This window comes from Streptomyces sp. NPDC058985 (assembly GCF_042740985.1).
GTDB lineage: Bacteria > Actinomycetota > Actinomycetes > Streptomycetales > Streptomycetaceae > Streptomyces.
Window position 1 is genome coordinate 93,745 of record NZ_JBHYJX010000023.1, and the last position, 23,327, is coordinate 117,071.

The 23,327-nt window shown below is 71.1% G+C and carries 20 protein-coding genes; 15 read left to right on the forward strand and 5 right to left on the reverse strand.

Annotation, left to right across the window (positions count from 1 at the left end):
* Positions 1-33: 33 nt before the first annotated feature.
* Positions 34-1,053, reverse strand: a complete 1,020-nt coding sequence (gene cydB, locus ACFW01_RS21280; RefSeq protein ID WP_234954050.1) for a cytochrome d ubiquinol oxidase subunit II — start codon at positions 1,051-1,053, stop codon at positions 34-36.
* Positions 1,054-1,107: 54 nt separating this feature from the next.
* Complete coding sequence (locus ACFW01_RS21285) at positions 1,108-2,469, reverse strand: cytochrome ubiquinol oxidase subunit I (RefSeq protein WP_234954052.1); 1,362 nt, start codon at positions 2,467-2,469, stop codon at positions 1,108-1,110.
* A gap of 323 nt (positions 2,470-2,792) precedes the next feature.
* Here ACFW01_RS21285 and ACFW01_RS21290 point away from each other — a divergent pair, with 323 nt between their 5' ends.
* The 14 genes from ACFW01_RS21290 to ACFW01_RS21355 all read left to right on the forward strand — a co-directional run bounded on the left by ACFW01_RS21290 (position 2,793) and on the right by ACFW01_RS21355 (position 18,815).
* Positions 2,793-3,326 (forward strand): DUF6879 family protein, encoded by a 534-nt coding sequence (locus tag ACFW01_RS21290; RefSeq protein ID WP_234954054.1) that lies wholly within the window; start codon positions 2,793-2,795, stop codon positions 3,324-3,326.
* Positions 3,327-3,515: 189 nt separating this feature from the next.
* Complete coding sequence (locus ACFW01_RS21295; RefSeq protein ID WP_384505564.1) at positions 3,516-5,384, forward strand: BTAD domain-containing putative transcriptional regulator; 1,869 nt, start codon at positions 3,516-3,518, stop codon at positions 5,382-5,384.
* A gap of 119 nt (positions 5,385-5,503) precedes the next feature.
* Positions 5,504-7,141 (forward strand): acyl-CoA carboxylase subunit beta, encoded by a 1,638-nt coding sequence (locus ACFW01_RS21300; protein ID WP_384505567.1) that lies wholly within the window; start codon positions 5,504-5,506, stop codon positions 7,139-7,141.
* A complete protein-coding gene (locus tag ACFW01_RS21305; RefSeq protein ID WP_384505570.1) occupies positions 7,138-7,362 on the forward strand; it encodes an acyl-CoA carboxylase epsilon subunit in 225 nt (74 codons plus the stop codon). The genes ACFW01_RS21300 and ACFW01_RS21305 overlap by 4 nt, the downstream gene beginning before the upstream one ends.
* Positions 7,359-8,357, forward strand: a complete 999-nt coding sequence (fabD, locus tag ACFW01_RS21310; RefSeq protein ID WP_384505573.1) for an ACP S-malonyltransferase — start codon at positions 7,359-7,361, stop codon at positions 8,355-8,357. Before ACFW01_RS21305 ends, fabD begins: the two co-directional genes overlap by 4 nt.
* 84 nt (positions 8,358-8,441) lie before the next feature.
* Positions 8,442-8,855: a phosphopantetheine-binding protein gene (locus tag ACFW01_RS21315; protein ID WP_234954063.1), complete on the forward strand. Its 414-nt coding sequence runs from the start codon at positions 8,442-8,444 to the stop codon at positions 8,853-8,855.
* The gene (gene acpS, locus ACFW01_RS21320) at positions 8,827-9,378 is read left to right on the forward strand and encodes a holo-ACP synthase (protein WP_234954065.1); all 552 of its coding nucleotides are present in this window, start codon (positions 8,827-8,829) and stop codon (positions 9,376-9,378) included. Before ACFW01_RS21315 ends, acpS begins: the two co-directional genes overlap by 29 nt.
* Before the next feature lie 40 nt (positions 9,379-9,418).
* Positions 9,419-10,699: a beta-ketoacyl-[acyl-carrier-protein] synthase family protein gene (locus ACFW01_RS21325; protein WP_384505577.1), complete on the forward strand. Its 1,281-nt coding sequence runs from the start codon at positions 9,419-9,421 to the stop codon at positions 10,697-10,699.
* Positions 10,696-12,030, forward strand: a complete 1,335-nt coding sequence (locus ACFW01_RS21330; protein WP_234954069.1) for a beta-ketoacyl-[acyl-carrier-protein] synthase family protein — start codon at positions 10,696-10,698, stop codon at positions 12,028-12,030. Before ACFW01_RS21325 ends, ACFW01_RS21330 begins: the two co-directional genes overlap by 4 nt.
* A gap of 38 nt (positions 12,031-12,068) precedes the next feature.
* Positions 12,069-14,435, forward strand: a complete 2,367-nt coding sequence (locus ACFW01_RS21335; protein WP_234954071.1) for a beta-ketoacyl-[acyl-carrier-protein] synthase family protein — start codon at positions 12,069-12,071, stop codon at positions 14,433-14,435.
* Positions 14,432-15,526, forward strand: a complete 1,095-nt coding sequence (locus tag ACFW01_RS21340; RefSeq protein ID WP_234954073.1) for a 3-oxoacyl-[acyl-carrier-protein] synthase III C-terminal domain-containing protein — start codon at positions 14,432-14,434, stop codon at positions 15,524-15,526. The genes ACFW01_RS21335 and ACFW01_RS21340 overlap by 4 nt, the downstream gene beginning before the upstream one ends.
* Before the next feature lie 108 nt (positions 15,527-15,634).
* On the forward strand, positions 15,635-16,639 hold the full coding sequence (locus ACFW01_RS21345) for an aldo/keto reductase (RefSeq protein ID WP_234954075.1): 1,005 nt from the start codon (positions 15,635-15,637) through the stop codon (positions 16,637-16,639).
* Between the two features lie 45 nt (positions 16,640-16,684).
* On the forward strand, positions 16,685-17,890 hold the full coding sequence (locus ACFW01_RS21350) for an FAD-dependent oxidoreductase (RefSeq protein ID WP_384505582.1): 1,206 nt from the start codon (positions 16,685-16,687) through the stop codon (positions 17,888-17,890).
* 43 nt (positions 17,891-17,933) lie between these two features.
* Positions 17,934-18,815, forward strand: coding sequence for an ester cyclase (locus tag ACFW01_RS21355; RefSeq protein WP_234954079.1), 882 nt, complete (start codon positions 17,934-17,936; stop codon positions 18,813-18,815).
* A gap of 112 nt (positions 18,816-18,927) precedes the next feature.
* On the opposite strand, the gene ACFW01_RS21360 is transcribed toward ACFW01_RS21355, so the two are convergent.
* From ACFW01_RS21360 to ACFW01_RS21370, 3 genes are all read right to left on the reverse strand, one after another.
* The gene (locus tag ACFW01_RS21360; RefSeq protein ID WP_384505585.1) at positions 18,928-19,938 is read right to left on the reverse strand and encodes a glycosyltransferase; all 1,011 of its coding nucleotides are present in this window, start codon (positions 19,936-19,938) and stop codon (positions 18,928-18,930) included.
* 23 nt (positions 19,939-19,961) lie between these two features.
* Complete coding sequence (locus ACFW01_RS21365; protein ID WP_234954084.1) at positions 19,962-20,774, reverse strand: AfsR/SARP family transcriptional regulator; 813 nt, start codon at positions 20,772-20,774, stop codon at positions 19,962-19,964.
* A 246-nt stretch (positions 20,775-21,020) separates the two neighbouring features.
* On the reverse strand, positions 21,021-21,644 hold the full coding sequence (locus tag ACFW01_RS21370; RefSeq protein ID WP_384505590.1) for a dTDP-4-dehydrorhamnose 3,5-epimerase family protein: 624 nt from the start codon (positions 21,642-21,644) through the stop codon (positions 21,021-21,023).
* Between the two features lie 155 nt (positions 21,645-21,799).
* Here ACFW01_RS21370 and ACFW01_RS21375 point away from each other — a divergent pair, with 155 nt between their 5' ends.
* On the forward strand, positions 21,800-23,206 hold the full coding sequence (locus tag ACFW01_RS21375; protein ID WP_384505593.1) for an NDP-hexose 2,3-dehydratase family protein: 1,407 nt from the start codon (positions 21,800-21,802) through the stop codon (positions 23,204-23,206).
* Positions 23,207-23,327: the final 121 nt, after the last annotated feature.

The following is a 23,327-nucleotide window of genomic DNA, read 5'->3' on the forward strand; positions in this document are numbered from 1 at the left end:
GGGAGAGCCCGGTCCTTGCACCGGGAGCACCGTTCACAGGTACACCGGTGTCCGGTCGTCGGCGGCGCCCCGGTGCGCCCACCACTGCATGGCCTGGAAGGCGAGCAGCACGGGGAGCACCAGGAGCACCACGGGACCGACCGCGCCGAGGGTGGTCGGGTCGGCGGCCGCTTCCTCGATGGACAGGTTCTGCCCGGCCACGGTGCTGACCACGGCCTCGGGCCAGTGCGCGGCGGCGATCGCGGCCACCGGCAGCAGGGCGGCAAGGGCGCTGATGGCCGGGGCCCGCAGTCCGCCTCTTCCCTGTCCGACCACGGCATACCGGGGGGCGAGCAGCGCGGCGCCGATGGCGGCGAGGCCGATGACGGCGGCGGGCAGCGCGTTGAGTAGGCCGTCGCGCGCCCGGCCGTCGAGCGCGACGGCGGCGATCGTGAGCGCGCCGAGTCCGGCGGCGGTCAGGGCGAGGCGACGGGCGAGCCCGGTGGCGCGCTCCGCGACCACGCCGGTGGTGCGCACCGCGAGGAAGACGGCACCGTGCAGCGCGAACACGGCGACGGCGGTGAGCGCGGAGAGGACGGGCACCGGGCGCAGCAACACCCCTGCGTCGACGGGGAGCCGGCCGTCTTGTACGGGCAGCGCACCGAGCACGGCCCCGGCCAGGGTGCCCCACATCACGGCGAGCAGCAGGCAGGTGGCCTGTACCACGACGTCCCAGCCGCGCAGCCAGCCCGGCGTGGTGACGCGGCGCCGGAACTGCACGGCCGCCCCGCGTACGAGGAGGGCCGCGACGGCCAGGACGATCACCGGGTAGAAACCGCTGATCACCGTCGACTCCAGGCCGGGAAATCCGCCGAGTGTGATGCCCGCGGCGGCGACCAGCCAGACCTCGTTGCCCAGGAAGAAGGGACCCGTTGCCGCGGCGACGATGCGCCGCTCGGCGTCGCCCGGCGCCACGAGCCGGCCGATGATGCCCGTGCCGATGGTGATGCCGTCGAGCGCCAGATAGCCGGCGAGGAGGACGCCGAGCAGGGCGTACCAGATGATGTCCCACACGATGGGCTTCTCCTGCTTCCTTGGATCGTCTGCTGCTGGGGGGTCGGGCGGATGTCAGAAGACCGGAGCGGTCTCCCGGTCCTCCGCTTCCGTACCGCCCTCCGCTTCCGTACCGCCCTTCGCGTCCGCAGCGCGCTGGTCGCCCTGCGGCTGCCGCCCGCGGCCCGCGGTACCGGGCTTGGCGGGCTCCGACTCGCCGGGGAGGCGTCCGAGTTGGGCGCCGTCGGGGCCGCGCCGCGCGAAGCGGACGAGCAGCGCCCAGTCGACCAGCGTCAGGGCGGTCACCAGGACGCCGAAGAGGATCAGCGAGAACAGGACGCTGCCCGCGGTGAGGCCGGGGGTGATGGCGTCCTCGGTCTTCAGCAGGCCGTAGACGGCCCAGGGCTGCCTGCCGACCTCGCGGAAGATCCAGCCCGAGATGTTCGAGACGTACGGCAGCACGAGCGCCGCGGTCAGCAGCCAGAGCGTGATCCGCCCGCGCATCAGCCGGCGTCTGATCATCATGAGGGCACCGGCCAGGGTGACGAGGATCATGAATGCCGCCGGGATGACCATCGTGTACTCGAAGATGCCGGTGAAGGAGGGCGGGTAGTACACACCGGGCCCGAACTGCTCGGTGAACTCCCGGGCCTGGTCGGCGCCCTGGTCGAGCCCGGGGCCGTACTTCGTCGGAGTCTGGTCCGTGGAGTAGCCGAGCTGCAGAGCGCCGAGCCCTGCCGTCGCAAGGACGAGGAGCGGGGCGGCCGGGAGGGTCAGCTTCAGCGAGGACCAGTAGAACGCGCTGTGCCCGGTGCCACGGCGCAGATGCCAGGCGCTGACGGCGATGATGAAGAACGCACCGGTGACGAGCGAGGCGCTCAGCACATGTACCCCGGCCGCGAGGGCGTTGGAGTTGGTGAGGAGTGCGGTGAAGCTCTCCAGGTAGATCTCGCCGTCCTCGGTGCGCTCTCCCACCGGGTGCTGGAGGAAGCCGTTGGCGGAGAGCACGAAGAACACCGAGGCGTACGCGGTCAGGGCGACCAGCCAGATCATCAGGGTGTGCAGCCGCCGGCCGAGACGGTTCCAGCCGAAGATCCACAGTCCGAGGAAGGTGGACTCGGCGAAGAACGCCACCAGCGTCTCGACCGCGAGCGGTGCGCCGAAGACATTGCCCACGAAGTGGGTGAGTCCGCTCCAGGTGAGTCCGAACTGGAACTCCATCACCAGACCTGTGCCGATGCCGAGGACGTAGTTGATGACATAGAGCTGCCCCCAGAACCGGGTCTGCCTCCGGTGCTCGTCCTTGCCGGTGAGCGCCCATCTGGTCTGCATCACGACGACGAAGGTGACGAGGCCGAGGGTGAGGGAGACGAACAGGTAGTGCGCAATCGCGGTGATGCCGAATTGGAGCCGGGCGAGCGTGATCACGTCGTCCACGGTGAGGTTTCCCCTTGGGTCTGAGCCTTGGTCGATGCCCTGGTCGATGGCTTGGTCGATGCCGGACCGATGACCGCACTTCAGTGCAGAGCGATCGTGGCGCGCTCGACCCGCGCTTGAGTCCGCCGCGGCGCGGAGGACCGGGCCGGGCTAGCCGCGCCCCCTGACCCGCGCTCAAGGCCGGTTCTAGGCCATGTCGCTCCACTGTGACGACGGGACCCAGGCACGGAGGCCGGCTCCGCGCGCACGACGCACCCATCAGGGCCTGTCCGGCGGATCAGGCCTGTGCCTCGGCCTGATCCGCGACCACATGGGAGATCCGTATGTCGAGCAACTTCCCGGCCTTCGCAGAACTGATCGCGCAGACCGAGCACTCCGCCGTCCACCTGGAGACGCGGGACGTCTACACCCCTCAGGGTCCGGTCTTCGTCGACTGGCAGAAGGGCATCCCGATCGAGTTCGACCGGCACAGCGACTGGCTCGACCTCGTGCAGGACGCGATCAAGCGCGGAATCGACTGGCGGCGCGCACGCATCGTGTCCGAGCCGGTGACCGACTTCATCCAGTACGAGTGGGAGACCACCACCATCGTCAACGTACCCGCCGGTGAGAAGGTCCGCTGGCTTCCGCGGCAGCATGCCTCGGACCTGATGCTTCCGGGCAACGACTTCTGGGTCTTCGACGACAGTCTGGTGCGCTTCACGACCTTCCACGGCGACGGCTCCTGGGGCCCGCACGAGTTCTCCGAGGACCCCAAGCTGATCCGCCAGTGCAAGGAGGCGTTCGAGGCGGTGTGGGAGCGGGCCGTCGACCACGCCGACTACACGCCGCAGCGCAAGGAGCCGGCGGCGTCCTGAGCCGATCGCACCCCGCAGCCGGAACGCGTCATCCGTCACCCGTCCCCGTGGAGTCGTCCGCGCGGACGGGTGCCGTCATGCGGAGCGCAGGAACGCAGGTCCCCCAGGACCTGCCAGAGCAGGAATCAAGGAGCGCTGCACCGGCCGGAGTTAGCGTCCCTTGCACGGAAGGGATACGGGTGATCTTCGATGGAGCTCCGGATACTGGGATCGATAGAACTCTGGACGGGCAGTGCCCTGGCCGATCTCGGCCCCGCACGGCAACGCAGCATCCTCGGTGCCCTGCTGGTCGATCCCGAACGACCGGTGCCGCTCGAGTCCCTCGTGGACCGGGTGTGGGGGGACCGGCCGCCCGCGGGCGTCCGCAACGTCGTGCACACGTACGTCACCCGGCTGCGCCGTGCGCTGGCCCGCGCCTCGACGGACCTTCCGGAGCCCATCGGTCTCGTGCGGTCCTCGGCCGGATACTCGGTCTCGGCGGATCTCGGCGCGGTGGACCTGGTGCGGTTCCGCCGGCTGCTCAAGAGCGCGCAGCAGGACTCGTTGCGGGACCAGGAGCGCAGCAGGCTGCTCCAGCAGGCGCTGACCATGTGGCGGGGCGACGCCCTTGCCGGTATGCACAGCGACTGGGCGGGCCGGGTCCGCGAGACCTTGCGTCAGCTGCACCACGAGGCGCTCAGCCAGTGGGCGGACACCGAGATGCGGCTCGACCGGCCGGGCGCCGTCCTCCCGGACCTGCGGGCCGCGCTCCTGGCGGATCCGCTCTCCGAGCAGCTCTGCGAACGCCTCATGCTCGCGCTCTACATGGAGGGGCGCAGCGTCGACGCCCTCGAGCACTACCACTCGATACGCCAGCTGATCGCCAGGGAGCTGGGCACCGAGCCGTCGCCGCGGATCCAGCAGCTCTACGAGACGATCCTGCGCGGCGAGGCCACGGCGCCCGCACCCGAGCGCGGCGGTGATCCGCAGGAGGCCGCGGCGCCCCAGCTCATCACCGCCGCACGGCCGTCGCTCGCCATCCCGCACATGCTGCCGCTCGCGCCGCCCGACTTCACCGGGCGGGAACGCGAACTCGACATGGTCCGCCAGACCCTGACCCGGCCCTCCGCGGCACATCCGCCCGCCGTCCTGCTCGTCGGCGGCGGCGGAGTGGGCAAGACGGCGCTCGCCGTACACCTGGGGCACCGGCTGCATTCCGCCTATCCGGACGGCCAGTTGTACGCGTCGCTGCGCGGCAGCGGTCCACGCCCGGCGGACCCCCACGCGGTACTCGGACGACTGCTGCGCGCGCTGGGTACGGAACCCGGCGACATCCCCGCCGATCCCGACGAGCGGGCCGAGGTCTACCAGCTGGCTCTCTCCGGGCAGCAGTTGCTGATCACCCTCGACGACGCGAGCGACGACGAGCAGGTGCGGCCACTGCTTCCGGGCAGCGGGGACACCGCGGTACTGCTCACCAGCCGGGGCCGGCTCAGTATTCCGCTGGGCGCCCGCGTCGTGCCGGTCACCGAGCTGTCGCACGGGCACAGCATGCGGCTCCTTGCCCGGATGCTGGGCAAGGAGCGCGTCTACCGGGAGTCGGCCGCGGCTGCCGCGATCGCCCGGTACTGCGGCGGGCTGCCGCTCGCCCTGCGCGCCGCGGCCCAGCGGCTCAGCTCCCGTCCGCACTGGACGCTGCACCGCTACGCGGAACGCCTCAGCGACGAGGACCGGCGCCTGGACGAGCTGGCGCACAGCTCGCTGAGCGTGCGCGCCAGCTTCACGGCCTCGTACAAGGCGCTGCCCGAGGACGCCCGCGAGGCGCTCCGCTGTCTGGCCCATCTGCCGGTCGCCGAATTCGACGCGCATCTGGCCTGCCCGGTGCTCGGCAAGGACTTCGCCACGGTCGAGGACGCCTGCGAGCAGCTGGTGGAGTCCCATTTCCTCACCGTGGCCGAGGCCGCCGTGGGCGACCAGCCCACCCGCTACCTGCTCGACGGACTGCAGCGCAGCTTCGCGCAGGAGCTCGACAAGGGCCGCATCGAGGAGCCGACCGAGGCTGCCGCGGTCCCCGTCTAGCGGCATTGACCTGCTGGTTAACCCCCGCTCAAGGGCCGCTCCAGTCCCGCGCCCACCTCGGTGCCGGAGAGTCGTAACCCGAAGGCACCCACGCGACAGGGCAGGAAGGAGAGAGCTCCATGGCTCTTCCGGACACTTCCCAGGCCGTGCTGCCGGACCTCGACGAGACCGCGTCGGGAAACCGGCCGCCGGCACCGGCGCACGTACGCACGATGGCCGATCTGACCGACGAGCTGGCCACACGCCGGGCCGAGGCCCACTTCGGGCACGACCCGGAGGCCGAGGCCCGCCACCTCTCCAAGGGCAAGCTGCTCGCCCGCCAGCGCATCGACGCACTGCTCGACCCCGGCACGTTCACGGAGCTGGGGGTGTTCGCCGAGCACCGGGCGGTGGGATTCGGCATGGAGGACTCGCACCCGGAGGGCGACGGCGTGATCACGGGCTGGGGGGAGATCGACGGCCGCACCGTCTTCGTCTTCGCCCATGACGCCCGGGTTCGCGGCGGGGCGCTCGGCGCGACGTTCGCGTCGAAGATCCACCAGCTCCTCGACTTCGCCGACTCCGTCGGCGCCCCGGTCATCGGTCTCAACGACGGCGGCGGCGCCCGTATCCAGGAGGGCATCGACGCACTGGCCGGCTTCGGCCAGCTCTTCGCCCGCAATGTCCGCGCCTCGGGCGTGGTGCCGCAGATCAGTGTGGTCCTCGGTTCCTGCGCGGGCGGCGCCGTCTACTCGCCGGCTCTCACCGACTTCACGTTCATGGTCGAGGGCATGGCCAACATGTTCATCACCGGACCCGACGTGGTGCGGGCGGTGACGGGAGAGGAGATCACACAGGAGCAGCTCGGCGGCTCCGCCGCCCACGGCACCCGCACCGGCGTGGCGAGCTTCGTCTCCGCCGACGAGGAATCCTGCTTCGACGACGTGAGGGAGCTCCTGTCGTATCTGCCGTCGAACAACGCCGAGGCACCGCCCCGTGTGCGGCCCGCGGACGATCCGGACCGACGGTGCGAGGACCTGCTGCGGCTGGTGCCGGCCGATGAGCGCACGCCGTACGACATCAGGACGGTCATCGGTCATGTCGTCGATGACGGCGCCTACCTGGAGGTGCAGGAGAGCTGGGCGTCGAACATCGTGTGCGCGCTCGCCCGGCTCGACGGCCACGCGGTGGGCATCGTGGGCAACCAGCCCGCCGTCATGGCGGGGGTGCTCGACATCGACTCGTCCGAGAAGGCCGCACGGTTCGTGCGCACCTGCGACGCGTTCAACATCCCGCTCGTGACGCTGGTCGACGTGCCCGGGTTCATGCCGGGAACCGACCAGGAGCACAACGGGATCATCCGGCGCGGCGCGAAGCTCCTCTACGCGTACTGCGAGGCGACGGTGCCGCGGGTGCAGGTCATTCTGCGCAAGGCGTTCGGCGGCGCGTACATCGTCATGGACTCCAAGTCGATCGGCTCCGACCTGTCGTTCGCGTGGCCCTCCAACCAGACGGCCGTGATGGGCGCCGACGGTGCGGCCAACATCATCTTCCGTCGGCAGCTGCGTACGGCCGCGGAGCCGGAGAAGCTGCGCAAGGAGCTTGTCGCCGAGTACACCGAGCAGCTGATGAACCCGTTCGTCGCCGCCCGGCGCGGACATGTCGACGACGTCATCGACCCGGCGGACACCCGGCGGGTGCTCATCAAGTCCCTGGACATGCTGCGCACCAAGCGAGCCCGGCAGCCGCAGCGCAAGCACGGCAACGAGCCGCTGTGAGCACGCCGCTGACGGTGGTGCGGGGCAACCCCACCCCGGAGGAGCTGGCCGCCGTGCTCGTCGTGCTCGCCGCGGTACGGCCCGAAGCCGAACGGCCCGACCGGGCGACGACCGCGCGCCGCTGGGGCAGGCCGGCCTGCTGGCGCAGCCCGCAAGCCGCCTACGTGCCGGACATGGACGGCTGGCAGCGCACCCCCACCCACGAGAGGAGTACCCGATGACCGCCTTGACCGGGCCCGGCGACGACAGCGCCGTGGGCTACTGCCTCGCCATGTTTCCAGGACAGGGTTCACAACGGCCCGGCATGGCACGGCACCTGCTCGACACCTACCCCTCGGCCAAGCGCCTGTTCGCCCAGGCCGACGAGATCGTGGGCCGTCCTCTGTCGCGGATCTGCGTGAGCGGAACCGCCGAGGAGCTCGCCCACACGGAGATCACGCAGCCCGCGATCGCCACCACGAGCCTCGCCGTATGGGAGATCCTGCGGGAGGCCGGCTACCGGCCCGCGGCGGCCGCGGGTCACAGCCTGGGCGAGTATCCGGCCCTGGTGGCCGCCGGGGTGCTTTCCCTCGAGTCCGCTCTGCGGCTGGTACGGCTGCGCGGTGTGCTGATGGGCGAGGTGGCCCGTGAGGTGCCCGGTGCGATGGCGGCCGTCCTCGGCCTGCCCGCGGACCGGGTGCGCACGGCCTGCGAGGGAGCCGAGTCCGCCGGCCTGGTCCAGGTCGCCAACTACAACGAACCGCTGCAGACGGTGATCTCGGGCCATGCCCACGCCGTCGCGCTGGCCGCCGAGATCGCGGTGAAGGCCGGCGCCGAGCGGGCCGTGCCGCTGGACGTGAGCGCCCCCTTCCACTGCTCCCTGATGAGCGCGGTGGAGGAGGAGTTCGCGGAGGCGCTCGCCGCCGAACCGTTCGCCGATCCCGTACTCCCCGTGATCAGTTCGGTCACCGGCAGCCATGTCCGCTCGGGCGAGGAGGCACGGGAACTGCTGCGGCGTCAGCTCACCGGACCCGTCCGCTGGGTCGACGTACTGCACACCGCCGAACAGAGCCTCGTGAGCGCCTATACGGAGATCGGTCCCGGCCGGGTGCTCGGCGGACTCGCCCGCCGCACGCTCGGTGAAGTCCTCACCCGCTCCACCGGGGACCCGCGCCGCCTGACGGCGTTCCTCCGCTCGCTGGCACCACTCGACTGGCGGGCACCGATCGCGTCCTGACTTTTCACGTCCTTCGGACCACCGACGGCCGCAACACCGCGGCCCTTACCGCACCGGCACCTTCCACGAAAGGGAAACACGCATATGTCGTACGAGGAGAAGGACTTCGGCGCGATCGTCCAGAACGCGGTCGCCGACGCTCTGGGCGTCGACATCGAGGAGGCCGTGCCCGAGGCCACGCTGCTGGGCGACCTGGACGCCGAGTCCATCGACCTGCTGGACATCCTGTTCCGCGTCGAGAAGGCCTCGGGCGTGAAGATCAAGGTCTCGGACATCGCCGAACTGCTCCAGGGCGGTATACCCGACGAGGAGTTCGCCGACGAGGACGACATCATCAACGAGGTCGGCCTCGCCCAGCTCAAGAAGTGCCTGCCGCAGATCGATGTGCAGGAACTCGCCGGCAAGCTCACGGCCGACGAAGTCCTGACGCTGTTCACCGTGCGGAACCTCACGGATCTGGTGACCGAGCGTGCTGCGCTCGCGCCCGCCGCTGCGTGAGCCGGAGGCGGGACGGTCGTCCGAGGGCCCCGCGCCGCCGCCGCTGCAGGTCCGGACCGGCATGGACCTGGCCGAAGTGGCCCGGGTCGAGGATCTGATGTCCTCACAGCCCGAGCTGAGGGAACGGGTCTTCACCGCTCGCGAACTCTCCTACTGCTACCGGCGCAGACGGGCCGGCGAGCACCTGGCTGCCCGGTGGGCCGCCAAGGAGGCCGTGCTCAAGAGCCTCGGGACCGGGATGGGCCGCGGCATGGAGTGGACGGACATCGAGGTCGTCAACGACCGCGCGGGACGGCCGCGGGTGCATTTGTACGGAGAGGTCGAAGCCGTCGCCGCATCCCTCGGAATGCACCACATCGACCTCTCCCTGAGCCACAGCGGAGGGCTCGCCGTGGCACACGCCGTCATGGTGTGCCTGCCCGCGGCTCCCGGCCCGGCCTTCGAACGGGAGCCGTCCGACCGACCCGGCGGCGGACCCGGTACCAGCGCGCACACATACGGCAGAAGGAGACGATCACTATGAGGCTCGACGGCCGGAGGACACCGCGGGCGGAGGCACGGCGATGAACCGCAGGGTGGTCGTCACCGGCGTGGGCGCCGTCACGCCGCTGGGCAACGACGCACCGAGCACATGGCAGGGACTGGCCGAAGGGCGCAGCGGGGTCGGAGAGCTGACCACCATCGACACCACCGGCTTCGACGTCACCATCGCCGGCGAGGTCAAGGACTTCCACCTCGCGAAGGCGGTGCCGGACTCGGTCGGACTGCGGCATCTGCTGCGGCCCGGGACCTTCGGTGTGGGCGCGGCGTGGGAGGCGCTGCGCGACGCGGGGGTGGACAAGGAGACCTACGACGGTTCCGACATGGGCGTGGCGATGGGCGCCTGTGTCGACCGCCCCGATCTGCAGTGGCTCGTGGACGTAGGGGCGCTGCGCGACAAGACCGGCAGGGACGACGCGTTCACCACGTACGCGCCCTCGGACTCCCTGGCCTACAGCCAGAACATCGCCGCGGCGGCCGTGGCCCGGATGCTGGACGCGACCGGCCCGATGATGGGCGTGTCCACCGCCTGTTCGGCCTCCGGGCACGCCATCGGTGAGGCCTTCCGCTCCCTCCAGGAGGGCGACGCGACACTGATGCTCGCGGGCGGCTACGACTCCCTGACGACCTGGCTCGACGTGCTGTGCTTCGGGCTGCTCGGGGCGCTCACCAAGGAGTACAACGACGATCCGGAGCGGGCCAGCCGCCCCTTCGACGACAACCGGTCCGGGTTCGTCCTCGGGGAGGGTGCCGTCGTCCTCGTACTGGAGGAGCTGGAGGCTGCCAAGGCCCGCGGGGCGCACATCCTCGCCGAGATCCTCGGTTACGGCACCAGCCTGAACGCCTGGCGGATGACCGACTCGCCGCCCGACGGTACCGGGGCCATCGAGTCCGTCCAGTCGGCGATCGCGGACGCCGGTCTCGAACCGTCGGACATCGACTACGTCGTGGCGCACGGCACGAGCACCCCGGGCAACGACCTGTCGGAGACCACAGCGATCAAGAAGGTGTTCGGCGAGGACGCCGAGCGGCTTCTCATCAGCTCGCCGAAGTCGATGGCCGGCCATCTCACCGCGGCATCGGCCGCGCTGAGCGTGTTCACGGCGATCGGCGCGATCAACAACGGCCTCGTGCCGCCGACCATCAACCAGGAGACGCCCGACCGCAGGCTCGGCCTCGACTTCGTCCCGAACACGGCGCGCAAGCAGGAGGTGCGGCACGCCCTCATCAACGCGTTCGCCTTCGGCGGCACCAACATCGGGCTGGTCGTGGGGCGCTACGAGGAGGAGGGAGCAACGCGATGACGACCTCACAGCGAAACGGACAGGCCCCGCAGAGCGACAGCGGGCGCCAGGTCGTCGTCAGCGGCATCGGCCTGCTGACCGCCCTGGGCGAAGGGCCCGATGCCAACTGGAAGGCGCTGGTGGCCGGCGAGTGCGGCATCGGTCCGATCACGGCGTACGACCCCTCACCGCTGCAGACCCGGCTCGGCGGTGAGATGGCCGGCTTCGACGCGGCCCGGTTCGCCACCAAGCGCCAGCTGCGCACCATCAACCGCGGTGACCGGCTCGCGCTCGCGGCGGCGCGCCTCGCGCTCGACGATGCCGGCCTCGCGCACAAGCAGGCGGGCGGCGACGAACTCGGCCACCGCGCGGGCCTGTACCTCGGTGGCAACAAGTCGCTCGGCCGTATGGAGCAGCTGATCGACGAGCTGAAGGTCATCCGCCGTCCGGACGGCACGGCCGACCTCGCGCATCTCGCCCGGCACGGCGACGCCATCATGCCGCCGCTGTTCTTCGTCGAGGGGCTGCCGGCCGGGGCGGTGTTCAACATCTCGCAGACGTACGGGATCCGGGGTTCGAGCACCTTCTTCGCCGGCTATGCCGACGCGGGTGCGAACGCCGTCGGACGCGCGATGCGCGCGGTGCGCCGCGGGGACGCCGACGTGGTGATCGCCGGCGGCTACGACGACGCCACGAGCTGGTGGTCGATGACGCTGCTCGACCGGCTCGGCGTGCTGACCACCCGTAACGACCTGGGGCAGGCGGCCTACCGGCCTTTCGACCGGGACCGCAGCGGAGGAGTCCCCGGTGAGGGCGCGGCGCTGCTCGTCCTCGAGGAGAAGCAGTCGGCGCTCCGGCGCGGCGCCCGTATCTACGCGGAGCTGACCGGTTACGGCGCCGGGCACGACGCCCGTACGCCACCGGCGTCCGACCCCGAGGGCCGCGGTCTCGCCCGTGCGGTGCGGCGCTCCCTGGCGGACGCCCGGGTCGCCCCGGACGACCTCGGCTACATCGCCGCCGACGGTGCCGGAACCCGGCTCGGTGACCGTGGCGAGGCGGCGGCCCTGCGCACCGCCCTCGGTACGGCGGCTGGATCCGTGCCGGTCAGCGCGGTCAAGCCGCAGACCGGTCATCTCGTGGGGGGTGGCGGCGCGTTGAACGCGGCCGTGTCCGCGCTCGCCCTGCACCACGGGGTGGTGCCGGCGACGCTCAACCTCGACCGCACCGACCCGAAGTGCGCTCTGGACCACGTCCGGGGAAGCGCCCGGGAGTCACGGCCTCGGCATGCGCTGGCGCTGGCCCGTGGCATCGAGGGGCAGGCCGTGGCGCTGACGCTGTCGAGGCCCTCATGAGCAGCGGGGCGGCTCAGGCCGCGGAAGGAAGCAGACGGATGCCGGACGCCGCCGACGGGACCGTCGGGGTGGTGATCGCCTCGGTGGGCGCGATCACGCCGCACGGCGCTTCGGCCGAGGCGCTGTGGGAAGGAGTACGCGCCGGGCAGGTGGCGGTGGCGCCGGTGCGCCGCCTGCCCATGGACCAGTACCAGACGAGCGTCGGCGGCGAGGTCACCGAGGCGTGCAAGCCGGCCTACGACTACGCTCCGGGTCCCGACACCCGTGACCTCTCCCTCGACTACGCGCTGACCGCCGCCGAGGAGGCCATGGCCGCCTCACGGCTGCGGGCCGGCGTGGACATCCCGGCCGAGCGCTGGGGTGTCGCCTACGCCACCTGCCACGCCGGCTGGCGCAGCGCCGAACTCGCTCTGCGCGAGGTGCAGGAGGGCGGCGCGCCCGACTGGCGCCGCTACACCTACGTACCGCCGCAGGCCGGGGCGGAGGTGCTGTCCGCCGCGTTCGGGCTCAAGGGCCCGGTGCTCAGCGTCAACACGGCCTGCGCCGCCAGTGCGCATGCGCTGGCCCATGCCCTTGAGGTGATCCGCTCGGGCGCGGCCGACGCGATGCTCGTCGGCGGCAGCGATGCCTTCACCGAGTCGGCTTTCGCCGGGTTCAGCAGCCTGTGGTCGCTCTCCCCGCAGGCCGCGGCCCCTTACTCCAAGGACCGGTGCGGCCTGTCCCTCGGCGAGGGCAGCGGAATGCTCGTGCTGCTCTCGCGTGAGGCGGCCGCGCGCACCGGCGCCCCGGTCGTCGGTGAACTGCTCGGCTACGGTCTGTCCGCCGACGGCTACCACCCGACGGCACCGCTGCCCGGGGGCGAGGGCGCGGCCAAGGCGATCGGTGCGGCCTTGTCCTCCTCGGGCCTTGCTCCCGACGACATCCGGTACGTCAACGGGCACGGTACCGGCACTCCGAAGAACGATTCGGCGGAGAGCAACGCGGTACGTGCCGCGCTCGGTGCCGCAGCGGACAGGACGGCCTTGTCGAGCACCAAGTCGATGATCGGCCATCTGCTCGGCGCGGCCGGTGCGGTGGAGGGCATCGTCACGGTGCTCGCCCTGCGCGACCAGGTGGCGCCGCCCACCGCGACCTGTGTCGGTCTCGATCCGCAGTGCGGTCTCGACCCGGTGGCCGGCAAGGGCCGTCCGATGGTCTTCGACTCCGCGCTGTCCAACAACTTCGGGTTCGCCGGCGCCAACGCGACCCTCGCCTTCACCCGCCCCGGGGGCCGCGGCGCTCCGCCTCCGGCCGTCGGCCCGGACGACATCGTGCTCACCGGGTTCGGCGTGATCACCTCGGCCGGCGAGGGGGCCGAGGCGCTCTGGGAGGCCTACGCGGCAGGGCACCGGCAGGGGGTGGAAGAGGACCGACTGCGCCTGGCCCGTGCGGAGTTCGACCGCTCGGCGGCCGGCAGCGCCCGCGAGCGCCGCCGCATGGACAAGATCTCCCAGCTCGCCGTCGCCGCCTGCCGTGCCGCCCTCGGCGCCGCCGGTGCCGCCGGTGACGAACCGGCCCTGGCCACGACCGGCGTGGTGCTCGGTACCGGGGTCGGGCCCATGGAGAGCGCCGAACGCTTCACCGTCCCCGTGCTGACCGAGGGTGTGCAGGCCGCGAACCCAGCCGTGTTCCCGAACACCGTGTTCAACGGCGCGGCCGGCCATGTCGCCATGGCGCTGGGCACGAAGGGGCCCACCTCGACGCTGACGTCGGGGCACGCCGCGGGAGCCGCGGCCCTGGGTGTCGCGTACGACCTGCTGCGCGCCGGGCGCGCCGAGCGTCTGCTCGTGCCGGCGGTGGAGGCCTTCTCGCCGGCCACGCTCGACGCGTACCGCAGCATCCCGCTGTTCGGTTCGGCGGCCGGGCGCAGATACACGCTCGCCGAGGCCGGTATCGCGCTCGTCCTTGAGCGGCGGTCGAGTGCCGAGCGGCGCGGCGCACCGGTCCACGCCGTGGTCCTCGGCCACGCGACGGCGTCGGACGCCTGCGGCATCGGCCGCTGGGACCCGTCGGGCGACGGTGTGGAGCGGGCGATGCGCGAGGCACTGCGGGGCGCCGGACTCACACCGCACGACATCGGTGCCCTCTGGGCGAACGCGGCGGGTCTCGCGGCCGCGGACCGTGCCGAACTGGCCGCTGTGGAGCGGGTGTTCGACCTGGACCACGTGCGGTTCGAGGCTCCGAAGCGGCTGCTGGGCGAGCCGATCGGCGCCGGCGCCCACCTGTCGGCGGTCCTTGCGGTCGGCGCGTGGCGCGACGGCGCCCCGGCCGGGCCCGTCCTGGTCAACAGCTCGTCGCTCGGCGGCACCCACACCTCGCTTGTCCTGTCCCCCGCCCCTCCCACCGGAACGGAGTCCGGCCGATGACCACCCGCCACGACGTGAAGATCCTCTCCACCGGCGGCTATGTGCCCGGCGATCCGATCGACAACGCCACGCTGGAGAAGTACGTCGGACCGCTCCCGGACGACGTACTCGAAGGCATCCAGGTCAAGACCCGGCACTGGATGATCGACCCGGCCACGGGTGAGCATCTGATCAACAACAGCCGGATGGCCGAGCGTGCCTCACGGCAGGCCCTGGAACGGGCCGGTGTGGAGCCCGACGAGCTCGACCTGATCGTGGTGTGCACGGCGACGCCGGAGTACACGCTGCCCAACGTCGCCACCACGCTGCAGCACTACCTGGGCCTGGAGAGCGTCGCCGCGATCGAGCTCCGCGGGGCCTGTGCGGGCTGGGTGCAGGCGCTCGACCTCGCCCGGCGGCAGCTGGCCGACGGCACGGTGCGCACCGCCCTCGTGGTGGGCAGCGAGGTCGGTTCGCCGATTCTGGCGCCGCTGTTCCTCGGCAAGGATCCGGAGCGCGTACGGATGCGGGACCGGCTGACGCTGTACACGTTCGGCGACGGTGCGGGGGCCGTGGTGCTGCGCGCCGAGCCGGCGGAGGAAGCAGCCGACTCCTTCGCCTTCGTCAACGCCTGTGTGGGCGGCCTGCGCAAGCCCGGTATGGAGATCATCGGCGGCGGTACGGATGTGCCGCAGGCGGAGCAGCTGAAGCGGCGCCAGCTGATCCAGATGAAGGTGGATGTGCCCGGCACCACCACGTTCGGGCCCCAGGTGTTCGTCCGCGCCATCCAGGAGATGGCCCGCAAGGACGGACGCACGCTCGACGAGTTCGACGCGATCGTGCTTCCTGAGGGCAACGCCGACTACTTCGCCGAGGAGTTCGCGTCCGCGGGAATGCCGGCCGCGGACGTCAAGGCGCTCGAAGGCCGGATCGTGGAGAACCTCGCCGATGTGGGGGCCACCGGTTCGGCCGCGGTGCCGCTGTCCCTCGACGCGGGCTGGACCTCGGGGCGCATCCGGCCCGGCGACCGGATCGTGGTGCTCGGCATCGAGGCCAGCCGGTACATCTACACCGGACTCTCGCTGACCTGGCAGGCGACGTTCCCGGGGTGAACGCGCCCGCCCTCTCCCCTCTCCCTCAGCTCACTCAGCACCAGCACCTCGGCCATCTCAGTCATCTCAGTCATCTCAGTCATCAGACGCAACTCCAGGAGGCACCACGTGGCACTCAAGACCCGCAGGTTGGGGACGTCGTCGGCGCTGGACGTCTCGGCCCAGGGCCTCGGCTGCATGGGTATGACGTTCGGGTACGGCGACGCGGACGCGAACGAGGCGCTCGCCACCATCGACCGGGCGCTCGAGCTCGGCGTCACCCTGCTCGACACCGCCGACATGTACGGTCCGCACACCAACGAGGAGCTGGTCGGCCGTGCCGTCGCCGGGCGCCGCGACAAGATCGTGATCGCCTCGAAGGTGGGCAACGAGATCGGTGACGACGGCCAGTTGACCTGGCGGGTCAACGGCCGCCCCGACTACATCCGCAAGTCGATCGAGGGAACCCTGCGCCGGCTCGGCACCGACCACCTCGACCTCTACTACCTGCACCGGGTCGACCCCGACGTCGCCATCGAGGAGAGCTTCGGCGCACTCCGCGAACTCGTCGAGGCAGGACTCGTACGGCACCTGGGCATCTCCGAGGCGGGGCCCGCGACGATCCGGCGGGCCCACGCGGTGCATCCGCTGACCGCCGTACAGACCGAGTACTCGCTGTTCACGCGCGATGTCGAGGTCAACGGCGTCCTCGACACCGTGCGCGAGCTCGGCATCGGCTTCGTCGCCTACAGCCCGCTCGGCCGCGGCTTCCTGACCGGCACGATCCGCGACACCTCCGACATCCCCGAGGGCCTCGACTTCCGCCGTATCGCTCCGCGTTTCAAGGACGAGAACATCCGGCAGAACCTGCCCGTCGTGGACCAGCTGAGCGATCTCGCCGCGGCGGCGGGCACGACCGTCAGCCGCCTCGCGCTGGCCTGGGTGCTCTCCCGCGGCGATGACGTCGTCGCGATCCCGGGGACCAAGCGGCGCAGGTATCTGGAGGAGAACGTCTCCGCGTCCGACGTCGAGCTCTCCGCCGACGTCCTGGCGGCGATCGACGGGATCGCCCCGTACGGCGTCACGGCCGGCAACCGCTACCCCGACGCGGAGATGGCCTCCCTGAGCCGCTGAACCATCGCCCGAGCGCCATCCGCCCCGACCTTGCTGGAGAAGAACATGTCTGCCCCGACACCTGGCCCGATACGCCGCGTTCTCATCGCCGGCGGCGGTATCGGCGGTATCGCCACCGCCCTCGCCCTGCAGCAACAGGGCATCGACTCCGTCGTCTTCGAACGCGCTCCCGCCCTGCGCGACGGCGGCGCCGGACTGCACATCTGGACCAATGGCATGCTCGCACTCGCGGAGCTGGGGGTCGCCGACCAGATCGCCGCGATCGCCCCCGCCCAGGAGGTGTGCCACTTCGCGACCTCGACCGGGCGGCCCATCGGGCAGTACCCGGTGGGCCAGTTCGTCGAACGCTACGGTCAGCCCACGGTCGCCATCGGCCGCTCCGAACTGCACGGCATCCTGCGGGACGCGGTGCGCGCGCCGATCATCACCGACGCCGAGGTCACCGGGTTCACCGAGCATGAGGACGGGGTGAGTCTGCACTTCGCGGACGGCACGTCCGAGGAGGGTGATCTGCTGGTCGGCGCGGACGGCATCCGGTCCGCCGTGCGCACCGGTCTCTTCGGCCCCCAAGCACCCGACTACACCGGGTACATCGCCTGGCGCGGTCACGCCGAGCTGTCACCCGAAGAGTTCCCGCCCGGCACCTTCCAGGCCCTGTTCGGCCCCGGAACCCGCTTCACCTACTACGACATCGCCCCGGGCGTCGTGCACTGGATGAGTGTCGCCAACGGCCCCGCGGGAGGCCGTGACGAGGGCACACCCGAGCAGACCCTCGACATGCTGCGCGCACGGCACGCCGGCTGGACCGACCCGGTGCGGCAGATCCTCGACGCCACGAGGCCGGAGAGCATCCTGCGCGGCGACGTCCTGGACCGCAAGCCCGACTCCGTGTGGGGACGCGGCCGGGTCACGCTGCTCGGCGACGCCGCGCACGCCATGAGCTTCAACATCGGGCAGGGCGCGTGCGTGGCCGTCGAGGACGCCCTCGTTCTGGCCGGCCGTCTCGCCGCACCCGGCGCCGACGTCAGCGCGGCGCTGCGTGCCTACGAGGCCGAACGGCAGGAGCGCACACGGCCGATGCAGCTGCTCGCCCACCGGATCGGTGCGATGGGAGCCATCGAGAACCGGGCCGCCATCTGGCTGCGCGACCGGATCCTGAGCCTCGTCTGGAACCGCACCTTCGAGTCCACCGAACGCGATCACGTCGCCTACGGCAAACGGTGGAAGTCCGCCGCGACCACCGCCGCGTGAGCACCTTCGTACCGCGCCGAACAGAACAGAGAGGACAGCTGTCATGAACACAGCGGCGATCGCCCACCCGGTACGGATGGTCTGGGAAAGCACCGAGGAACGGAACAAGGCGACCATCCGGCGCGTCTTCACCGAGTTCATCAACCAGGGCGACTTCTCGCTCGTGGACGAGCACTACCGGCCGGACATCGTCGACCACGCGGGACTGCCCGGCGCACCCGACGGCGCCGAGGGCGTGAAGTACACCATCGCGGGACTGCGTGAGGCCTTCCCCGACTTCAACGTCACCATCGAGGACATCAGCGCGCACGACAACATGGTCGTCATCCACAACACGTGGCGCGGCACCCACCTCGGCGAACTGCTCGGCATGGCGCCCACCGGACGCGCGTTCCTCTCCGTCGGCATCGTCATCTGGCGTTTCGACGAGGAGGGCAGGATCGCCGAGCGCTGGGAGCACGGTGTGTCATCCAACATGTTCGCCGCGCTCGGCATGCGGCTGATGGCGCCCCGCAAGGGCGGCCGGCGCAGCGTGCAGGGCGCACGTTCCGTGACCCGCACGGTGCCGCTGAGGACCGCCAAGTACGCGGCCTGGCACCGGCTCACGGCCGAGCTGCAGGGACCGCGCCGGCGTGAGTACGAGGCGTCACGGCGCAGGCTCAGCATCACCAACGAGGTGCTCCGTATCGACCCGCGGCCCCACGGGGACCATGTGATCGTGCACTTCGAGACCCCTGACCCGGAGCGGACGAGGAAGCGCTGGGCGGAGTCGACGCACCCCTTCGACCTCTGGCTGCGTGAGCAGATACACGACATCCACGGCGAGGACCCCTGGGCGGGACCTGCCACGTCCAGCGAGTCGGCCGGTCTCTCCTGGTCGCTGCCCGCACGGCTCGCCTCGGACCGACCCGAAGAATCCCGCTGAGGAGCCCGCGGTCTGCCGACCGGTGGTCGAGCCGTCCTCCAGAGCAGACCGGCAGACTGGGATTCCCCAAGCGACGGGCCCGCGCCGCACATCCCCCGACGGCGCGGGCCCGTCATCTCTCCTGGCGGGTCTGCCGCAGGGCGGCCCACGGAACCGCCGGTCCGGCTTCCGTTCGGCCGCCCTGCGGCACCTCCTGCCGACCGCCTTGCCTGCCGTCATGCCGGCCAAGAAGCGCCTCGATGCCCGGCACGAGGTCGGCGGGCATCGGCATACGGGCGATGCTCGTGCCCAGCTGGGCGGCTGCGGGCAGTACCCGGCCGCCGTTGACCAGCTCGGCGATGTGGAAACGCAGCCGCAGCATGCTGAGGCCGTCCGCCGGCTCGTCGCCCGTCAGACAACGGCCGACCCCGGCCTGTTCCACCAGCTGCCCGGCCCGCAGCTCCTCCTGACCGGTCGGCAGCACGAGCTGGGAGACCCCGAAGCGGGCAGCCGCGTACACGACCCCCTCATCCCCTCCGTGCACGACGAGGACGCTGCCCCGCAGCACCAGACTCCAGGGATGGTCGTCGCCGTTCAGGACGAGAAGCTGCATCCCGAGGCTCTCGACTCCCTCGGCGACCCGGCGGAACAGCCGTGCACGACGCCGGTCCTCGGGCCGGGTACCGGTCGGCATCCCGGTGATGCAGACGCGCGGAAGCAGCGGCAGCTCGGTGAGCCACGGTGTCGGCTGTCCGGGCAGTTCGTAGGCCTGACAGCTCACCGGCCAGGCATCGGGCTCAGGCCGTGCCCTGAGCAGCGCGGGACAGGGGTCGATCCAGACGGTCGGCTGTGGCGGCAACGGGTCGTGGGCATACGGAAGATAGGCGGCCGTGGGCACCCCTGCCCCGGCCGCCATCTCCGTCGAGTCGGGGCACAGCGGATCGTAGACCACCAGATCGGGCCGCCAGGCCCGGCTGAACCGCTGCGGAGCGGCGGGCACGGGGACGAGGCCGGCCTTGGCCACACGGTGCCGGGCCCGCACCGAACAGGTGAAGCGGACCTCGTGGCCGGCCGTCTGCATTTCCCTGGCGAGCAGCACCAGACGCAGCACGGCCGGCATACCGAGGCCCGCGGAGAAGAGCACGCGCACGAATCCTCCCGGGGCAGTCAGCGCGTGAAGCGGTCGAGCACCCGCCCGGTCCCCGCGTCCGCGTCCAGGGCCGGATCGCTGCCGAGCACGGCCCGCTGCAACTGCTGAAGCCGCTGTGAGGGCTCGATGCCCAGCTCCTCCACCAGATGCGTCCGCAGATTCTGGAAGACGTCGAGGGCAGCGGAGGGCCGCCCCGCACGGTAGAACGCCACCATGGACTGGGCGTGCAGCCCCTCGTGCAGCGGGTGCCTCGCGGTGAGCGCGGTGAGTTCGGTGAGCATCCCGGCGTGGCGGCCGAGCCGCAGCTCGACGTCGATACGCCGTTCGAGGACTCCGAGCCGGCTCTCCTCCAGGCGCATCGCCTCGATCTCGAGGAGCGGTCCCGTGCGCACGTCGACCAGGGCGGGGCCCCGCCACAGGGCGAGAGCCTCACGGAACAGGTCGGCGGCGCGCTGGTGGTCGCCCTGGTCGAAGGCGCGCTGGCCGAGCGAGGACAGACGGTCGTGCTCGTGCGCGTCGATGTTGCCCGGGTCGGTGTGCAGGAGATAACCACCGTGCCTGGTGAGGAGCAGCTCCTTGGAGCCGCCGGGCTCTCCGTCGAGCGCCTTCTCCATGCATCGCCTGAGCTGGAGGATGTAGGTCTGCAGCGTGGTGAGCGCGCTGCGGGGCGCGTTGTCGCCCCAGATCTCCTCCATCAGCGCGGAGACCGGCAGGACCTGGTTGGCATAGATGGCGAGCAACGACAGGATCTGCCGCGGCTTCGCCGCCGTCGGCAGGATCGGAACGCCCTTCAGCTCGGCGTCCAACGAACCCAGAACGGAGATTCGCATGCGGCCGGCCTCCTTGTCTGTGTCATGGGACCTTGAATTTCCCACGCGGCTCGCGGTGGTGACAGTGCGTCACTCCCCTGTGTCCCGGTGGACTCTTCCTGGCCGGGACATGAGCGATTCATGGTCGACAAAAAGGGCTTTCGAGCCAGGGGGAACGGGGCCGATGGCCGCCCGGACACGCCCAAGGCCCCGCGGGCACGCGGGGCCTTGGGTCCGGCGAGGGGAGGGCGCCGGAATTGTGGTGGTTCAGTCCGTGGTGGGCGGTGCCTGACCGTACCGCGCGAGGCATTCCTCGTAGGACGGCAGAAGACCCTTGGCCAGCGCCTCCGCCGCGGTGGGCGCGGCGAGGTCGTCGTCGGTCATCACCGGTGCCTCGGTGAGCCCCCAGGGCAGGTCGAGTTCGGGGTCGAGCGCGCTGACCGTGTAGCCCGCACCCGCCGTGTACGGCAACGAACTGTGGCAGACGACCAACGTGTCGTCCTCAAGGGCGAGCCAGGCATGACCGAGCCCTTCGGAGACGAACACCCCCGACTCGTTGCGGTGGTCGAGCCAGACCACCGCATGCCGTCCGTAGTCCGGTGACCCGACCCGCAGATCCACGACGACGTGGAGTGCGGCGCCGCGCACACAACCGAACAGCCTGGCCCGGCCGTTCTCACCGGCCGTGCCGTGAATGCCGCGCAGCACCAGACGGCGCGCGGCCGACATGCTGCTGTAGCCGATCGCGAAGGGACGGCCGATGGCCTCCTCCAGGTAGTCCTGGCGGAAGGCCTCGTAGCGGACCACGATCTCGTCCTCGACGGCCCGCGGCGTGAGCAGGAACGCGCCCGGCAGAGCGAGTTCGCATACTTCCAGACCACTGAGCTCCATGCCGACGACGGTAGCCCCTGGTACTCAAGACCTCCTTGAGCAGCACGGTCACGCGGCCCTGGAGGAGCCTCAAGGCCGTCTCCAGTTGGAGGCGATCGGGGTGCAGGAGGGTTCGGGGGCGCCATGTCCGCGTACGAGCCCGAAGGAGCAACTCCATGACGACGACCGCGAGTCCAGCGGTGCATTCCGAGGCGGCCGCCGACATCGGTACGTGTCTTGCCCGGTCCGCCCTGACCACCGACAGTACCGTCACGCCCACTGCGGAGTTCCACCGCTGGTTCGCCGCGCAGCGCCGCTCCAAGCGCTACGAGGTGCGGCGTGTCCCGTTCTCCGAGCTGGCCGGCTGGCACTTCGAGGACGGCACGGGCAACCTCGTGCACGGGAGCGGACGGTTCTTCTCGATCGAGGGACTGCAGGTGCGTACGTCCTGGAACGGGCAGGAGCGCAGCTGGACGCAGCCGATCATCAATCAGCCCGAGATCGGCATCCTGGGCATCGTGGTCAAGGAGTTCGACGGGGTGCTGCACTGCCTGATGCAGGCCAAGATGGAGCCGGGCAATCTCGACACCGTGCAGCTCTCCCCGACCGTGCAGGCCACCCGGAGCAACTACACGGGGGTGCACAGGGGGTCGCGCGTGCGCTACGTGGAGCACTTCATCCCCCCGAACGAGGGCGGCCGTGTCCTGTTCGACTCCCTGCAGTCGGAGCAGGCGGCCTGGTTTCTTCGCAAACGCAACCGGAATGTGGTGGTGGAGGCGGTCGGTGACGTACCCGGGCACGAGGACTTCGTCTGGCTGACCCTCGGGCAGCTCTACGGTCTGCTGCACGAGGACAACGTGCTGAACATGGATGCCCGCACCGTCCTCGCGCAGATACCCCTGCCCGCCGGACACGGACGCCCGCTGCACTCGATGCGGGAAGTGCTCGGCCGTCTCACCGAAGTGCGGGCGCGACGCGAACTGGTGCAGCGCTCCATGCCGTTGGCCGACGTCGCCCAGTGGCGTCGCGGCGAGGACGAGATCACCCATGAGGACGGACACCACTTCGCTCTGCTCGCCGCGGACATACGTGCCACGAACCGTGAGGTCACCCACTGGTCCCAGCCCCTGCTCGCCCCCGCCGAGCAGGGGCTTTCCGCGTTCCTCGTACGTCACGTCCACGGTGTGCCGCACCTGTTGGCGCAGGCCGGCACGGAGGCCGGGGTCCTCAACGTGGCGGAGCTGGCGCCGACCGTGCAGTGCCAGCCCGGCCACGCGATGTCCCTGCCCGCCGAGGCCCGGCCGCGCTATCTGGACCTCGTGCTCGACGCGCCGCGCAGCCGGGTCCTCTTCGACTCGGTGCAGTCCGAGGAGGGCGGCCGTTTCCACCGTGCGACCAACCGGTATCTGCTGGTGGAGGCCGGCGAGGAGTTCCCGCTCGACGTGCCCGAGGAGTTCATCTGGGTGAGCGAGGCGCAGTTCGCCGAGCTCCTTCAGCACAGCAACTACGTGAACATCGAGGCACGCACGCTGGTGACGGCGCTGCGGGCGACGAGGGCGGTGCGGGGCGACGTCCCGCGCTGAGCACGTACACGGACGTCGGCGCGGTGACCGGGGGGGCCCCGCCCCCCCGCCCCGCCCGGGCGCGGCGGCGCGGCGGATCGGGCCCCCCCGGGCTCCCGCCCCGGCGCGCCGCGGCGCATCT

Coding starts and splice junctions, on each gene's coding strand:
- ACFW01_RS21290 (WP_234954054.1), top strand. CDS start 2,793: ATGTCGAGCAACTTCCCGGCCTTCGCAGAACTGATCGCGCAGACCGAG.
- ACFW01_RS21295 (WP_384505564.1), top strand. CDS start 3,516: ATGGAGCTCCGGATACTGGGATCGATAGAACTCTGGACGGGCAGTGCC.
- ACFW01_RS21300 (WP_384505567.1), top strand. CDS start 5,504: ATGGCTCTTCCGGACACTTCCCAGGCCGTGCTGCCGGACCTCGACGAG.
- fabD (WP_384505573.1), top strand. CDS start 7,359: ATGACCGCCTTGACCGGGCCCGGCGACGACAGCGCCGTGGGCTACTGC.
- ACFW01_RS21315 (WP_234954063.1), top strand. CDS start 8,442: ATGTCGTACGAGGAGAAGGACTTCGGCGCGATCGTCCAGAACGCGGTC.
- ACFW01_RS21325 (WP_384505577.1), top strand. CDS start 9,419: ATGAACCGCAGGGTGGTCGTCACCGGCGTGGGCGCCGTCACGCCGCTG.
- ACFW01_RS21330 (WP_234954069.1), top strand. CDS start 10,696: ATGACGACCTCACAGCGAAACGGACAGGCCCCGCAGAGCGACAGCGGG.
- ACFW01_RS21335 (WP_234954071.1), top strand. CDS start 12,069: ATGCCGGACGCCGCCGACGGGACCGTCGGGGTGGTGATCGCCTCGGTG.
- ACFW01_RS21340 (WP_234954073.1), top strand. CDS start 14,432: ATGACCACCCGCCACGACGTGAAGATCCTCTCCACCGGCGGCTATGTG.
- ACFW01_RS21350 (WP_384505582.1), top strand. CDS start 16,685: ATGTCTGCCCCGACACCTGGCCCGATACGCCGCGTTCTCATCGCCGGC.
- ACFW01_RS21355 (WP_234954079.1), top strand. CDS start 17,934: ATGAACACAGCGGCGATCGCCCACCCGGTACGGATGGTCTGGGAAAGC.
- ACFW01_RS21365 (WP_234954084.1), bottom strand. CDS start 20,774: ATGCGAATCTCCGTTCTGGGTTCGTTGGACGCCGAGCTGAAGGGCGTT.
- ACFW01_RS21370 (WP_384505590.1), bottom strand. CDS start 21,644: ATGGAGCTCAGTGGTCTGGAAGTATGCGAACTCGCTCTGCCGGGCGCG.
- ACFW01_RS21375 (WP_384505593.1), top strand. CDS start 21,800: ATGACGACGACCGCGAGTCCAGCGGTGCATTCCGAGGCGGCCGCCGAC.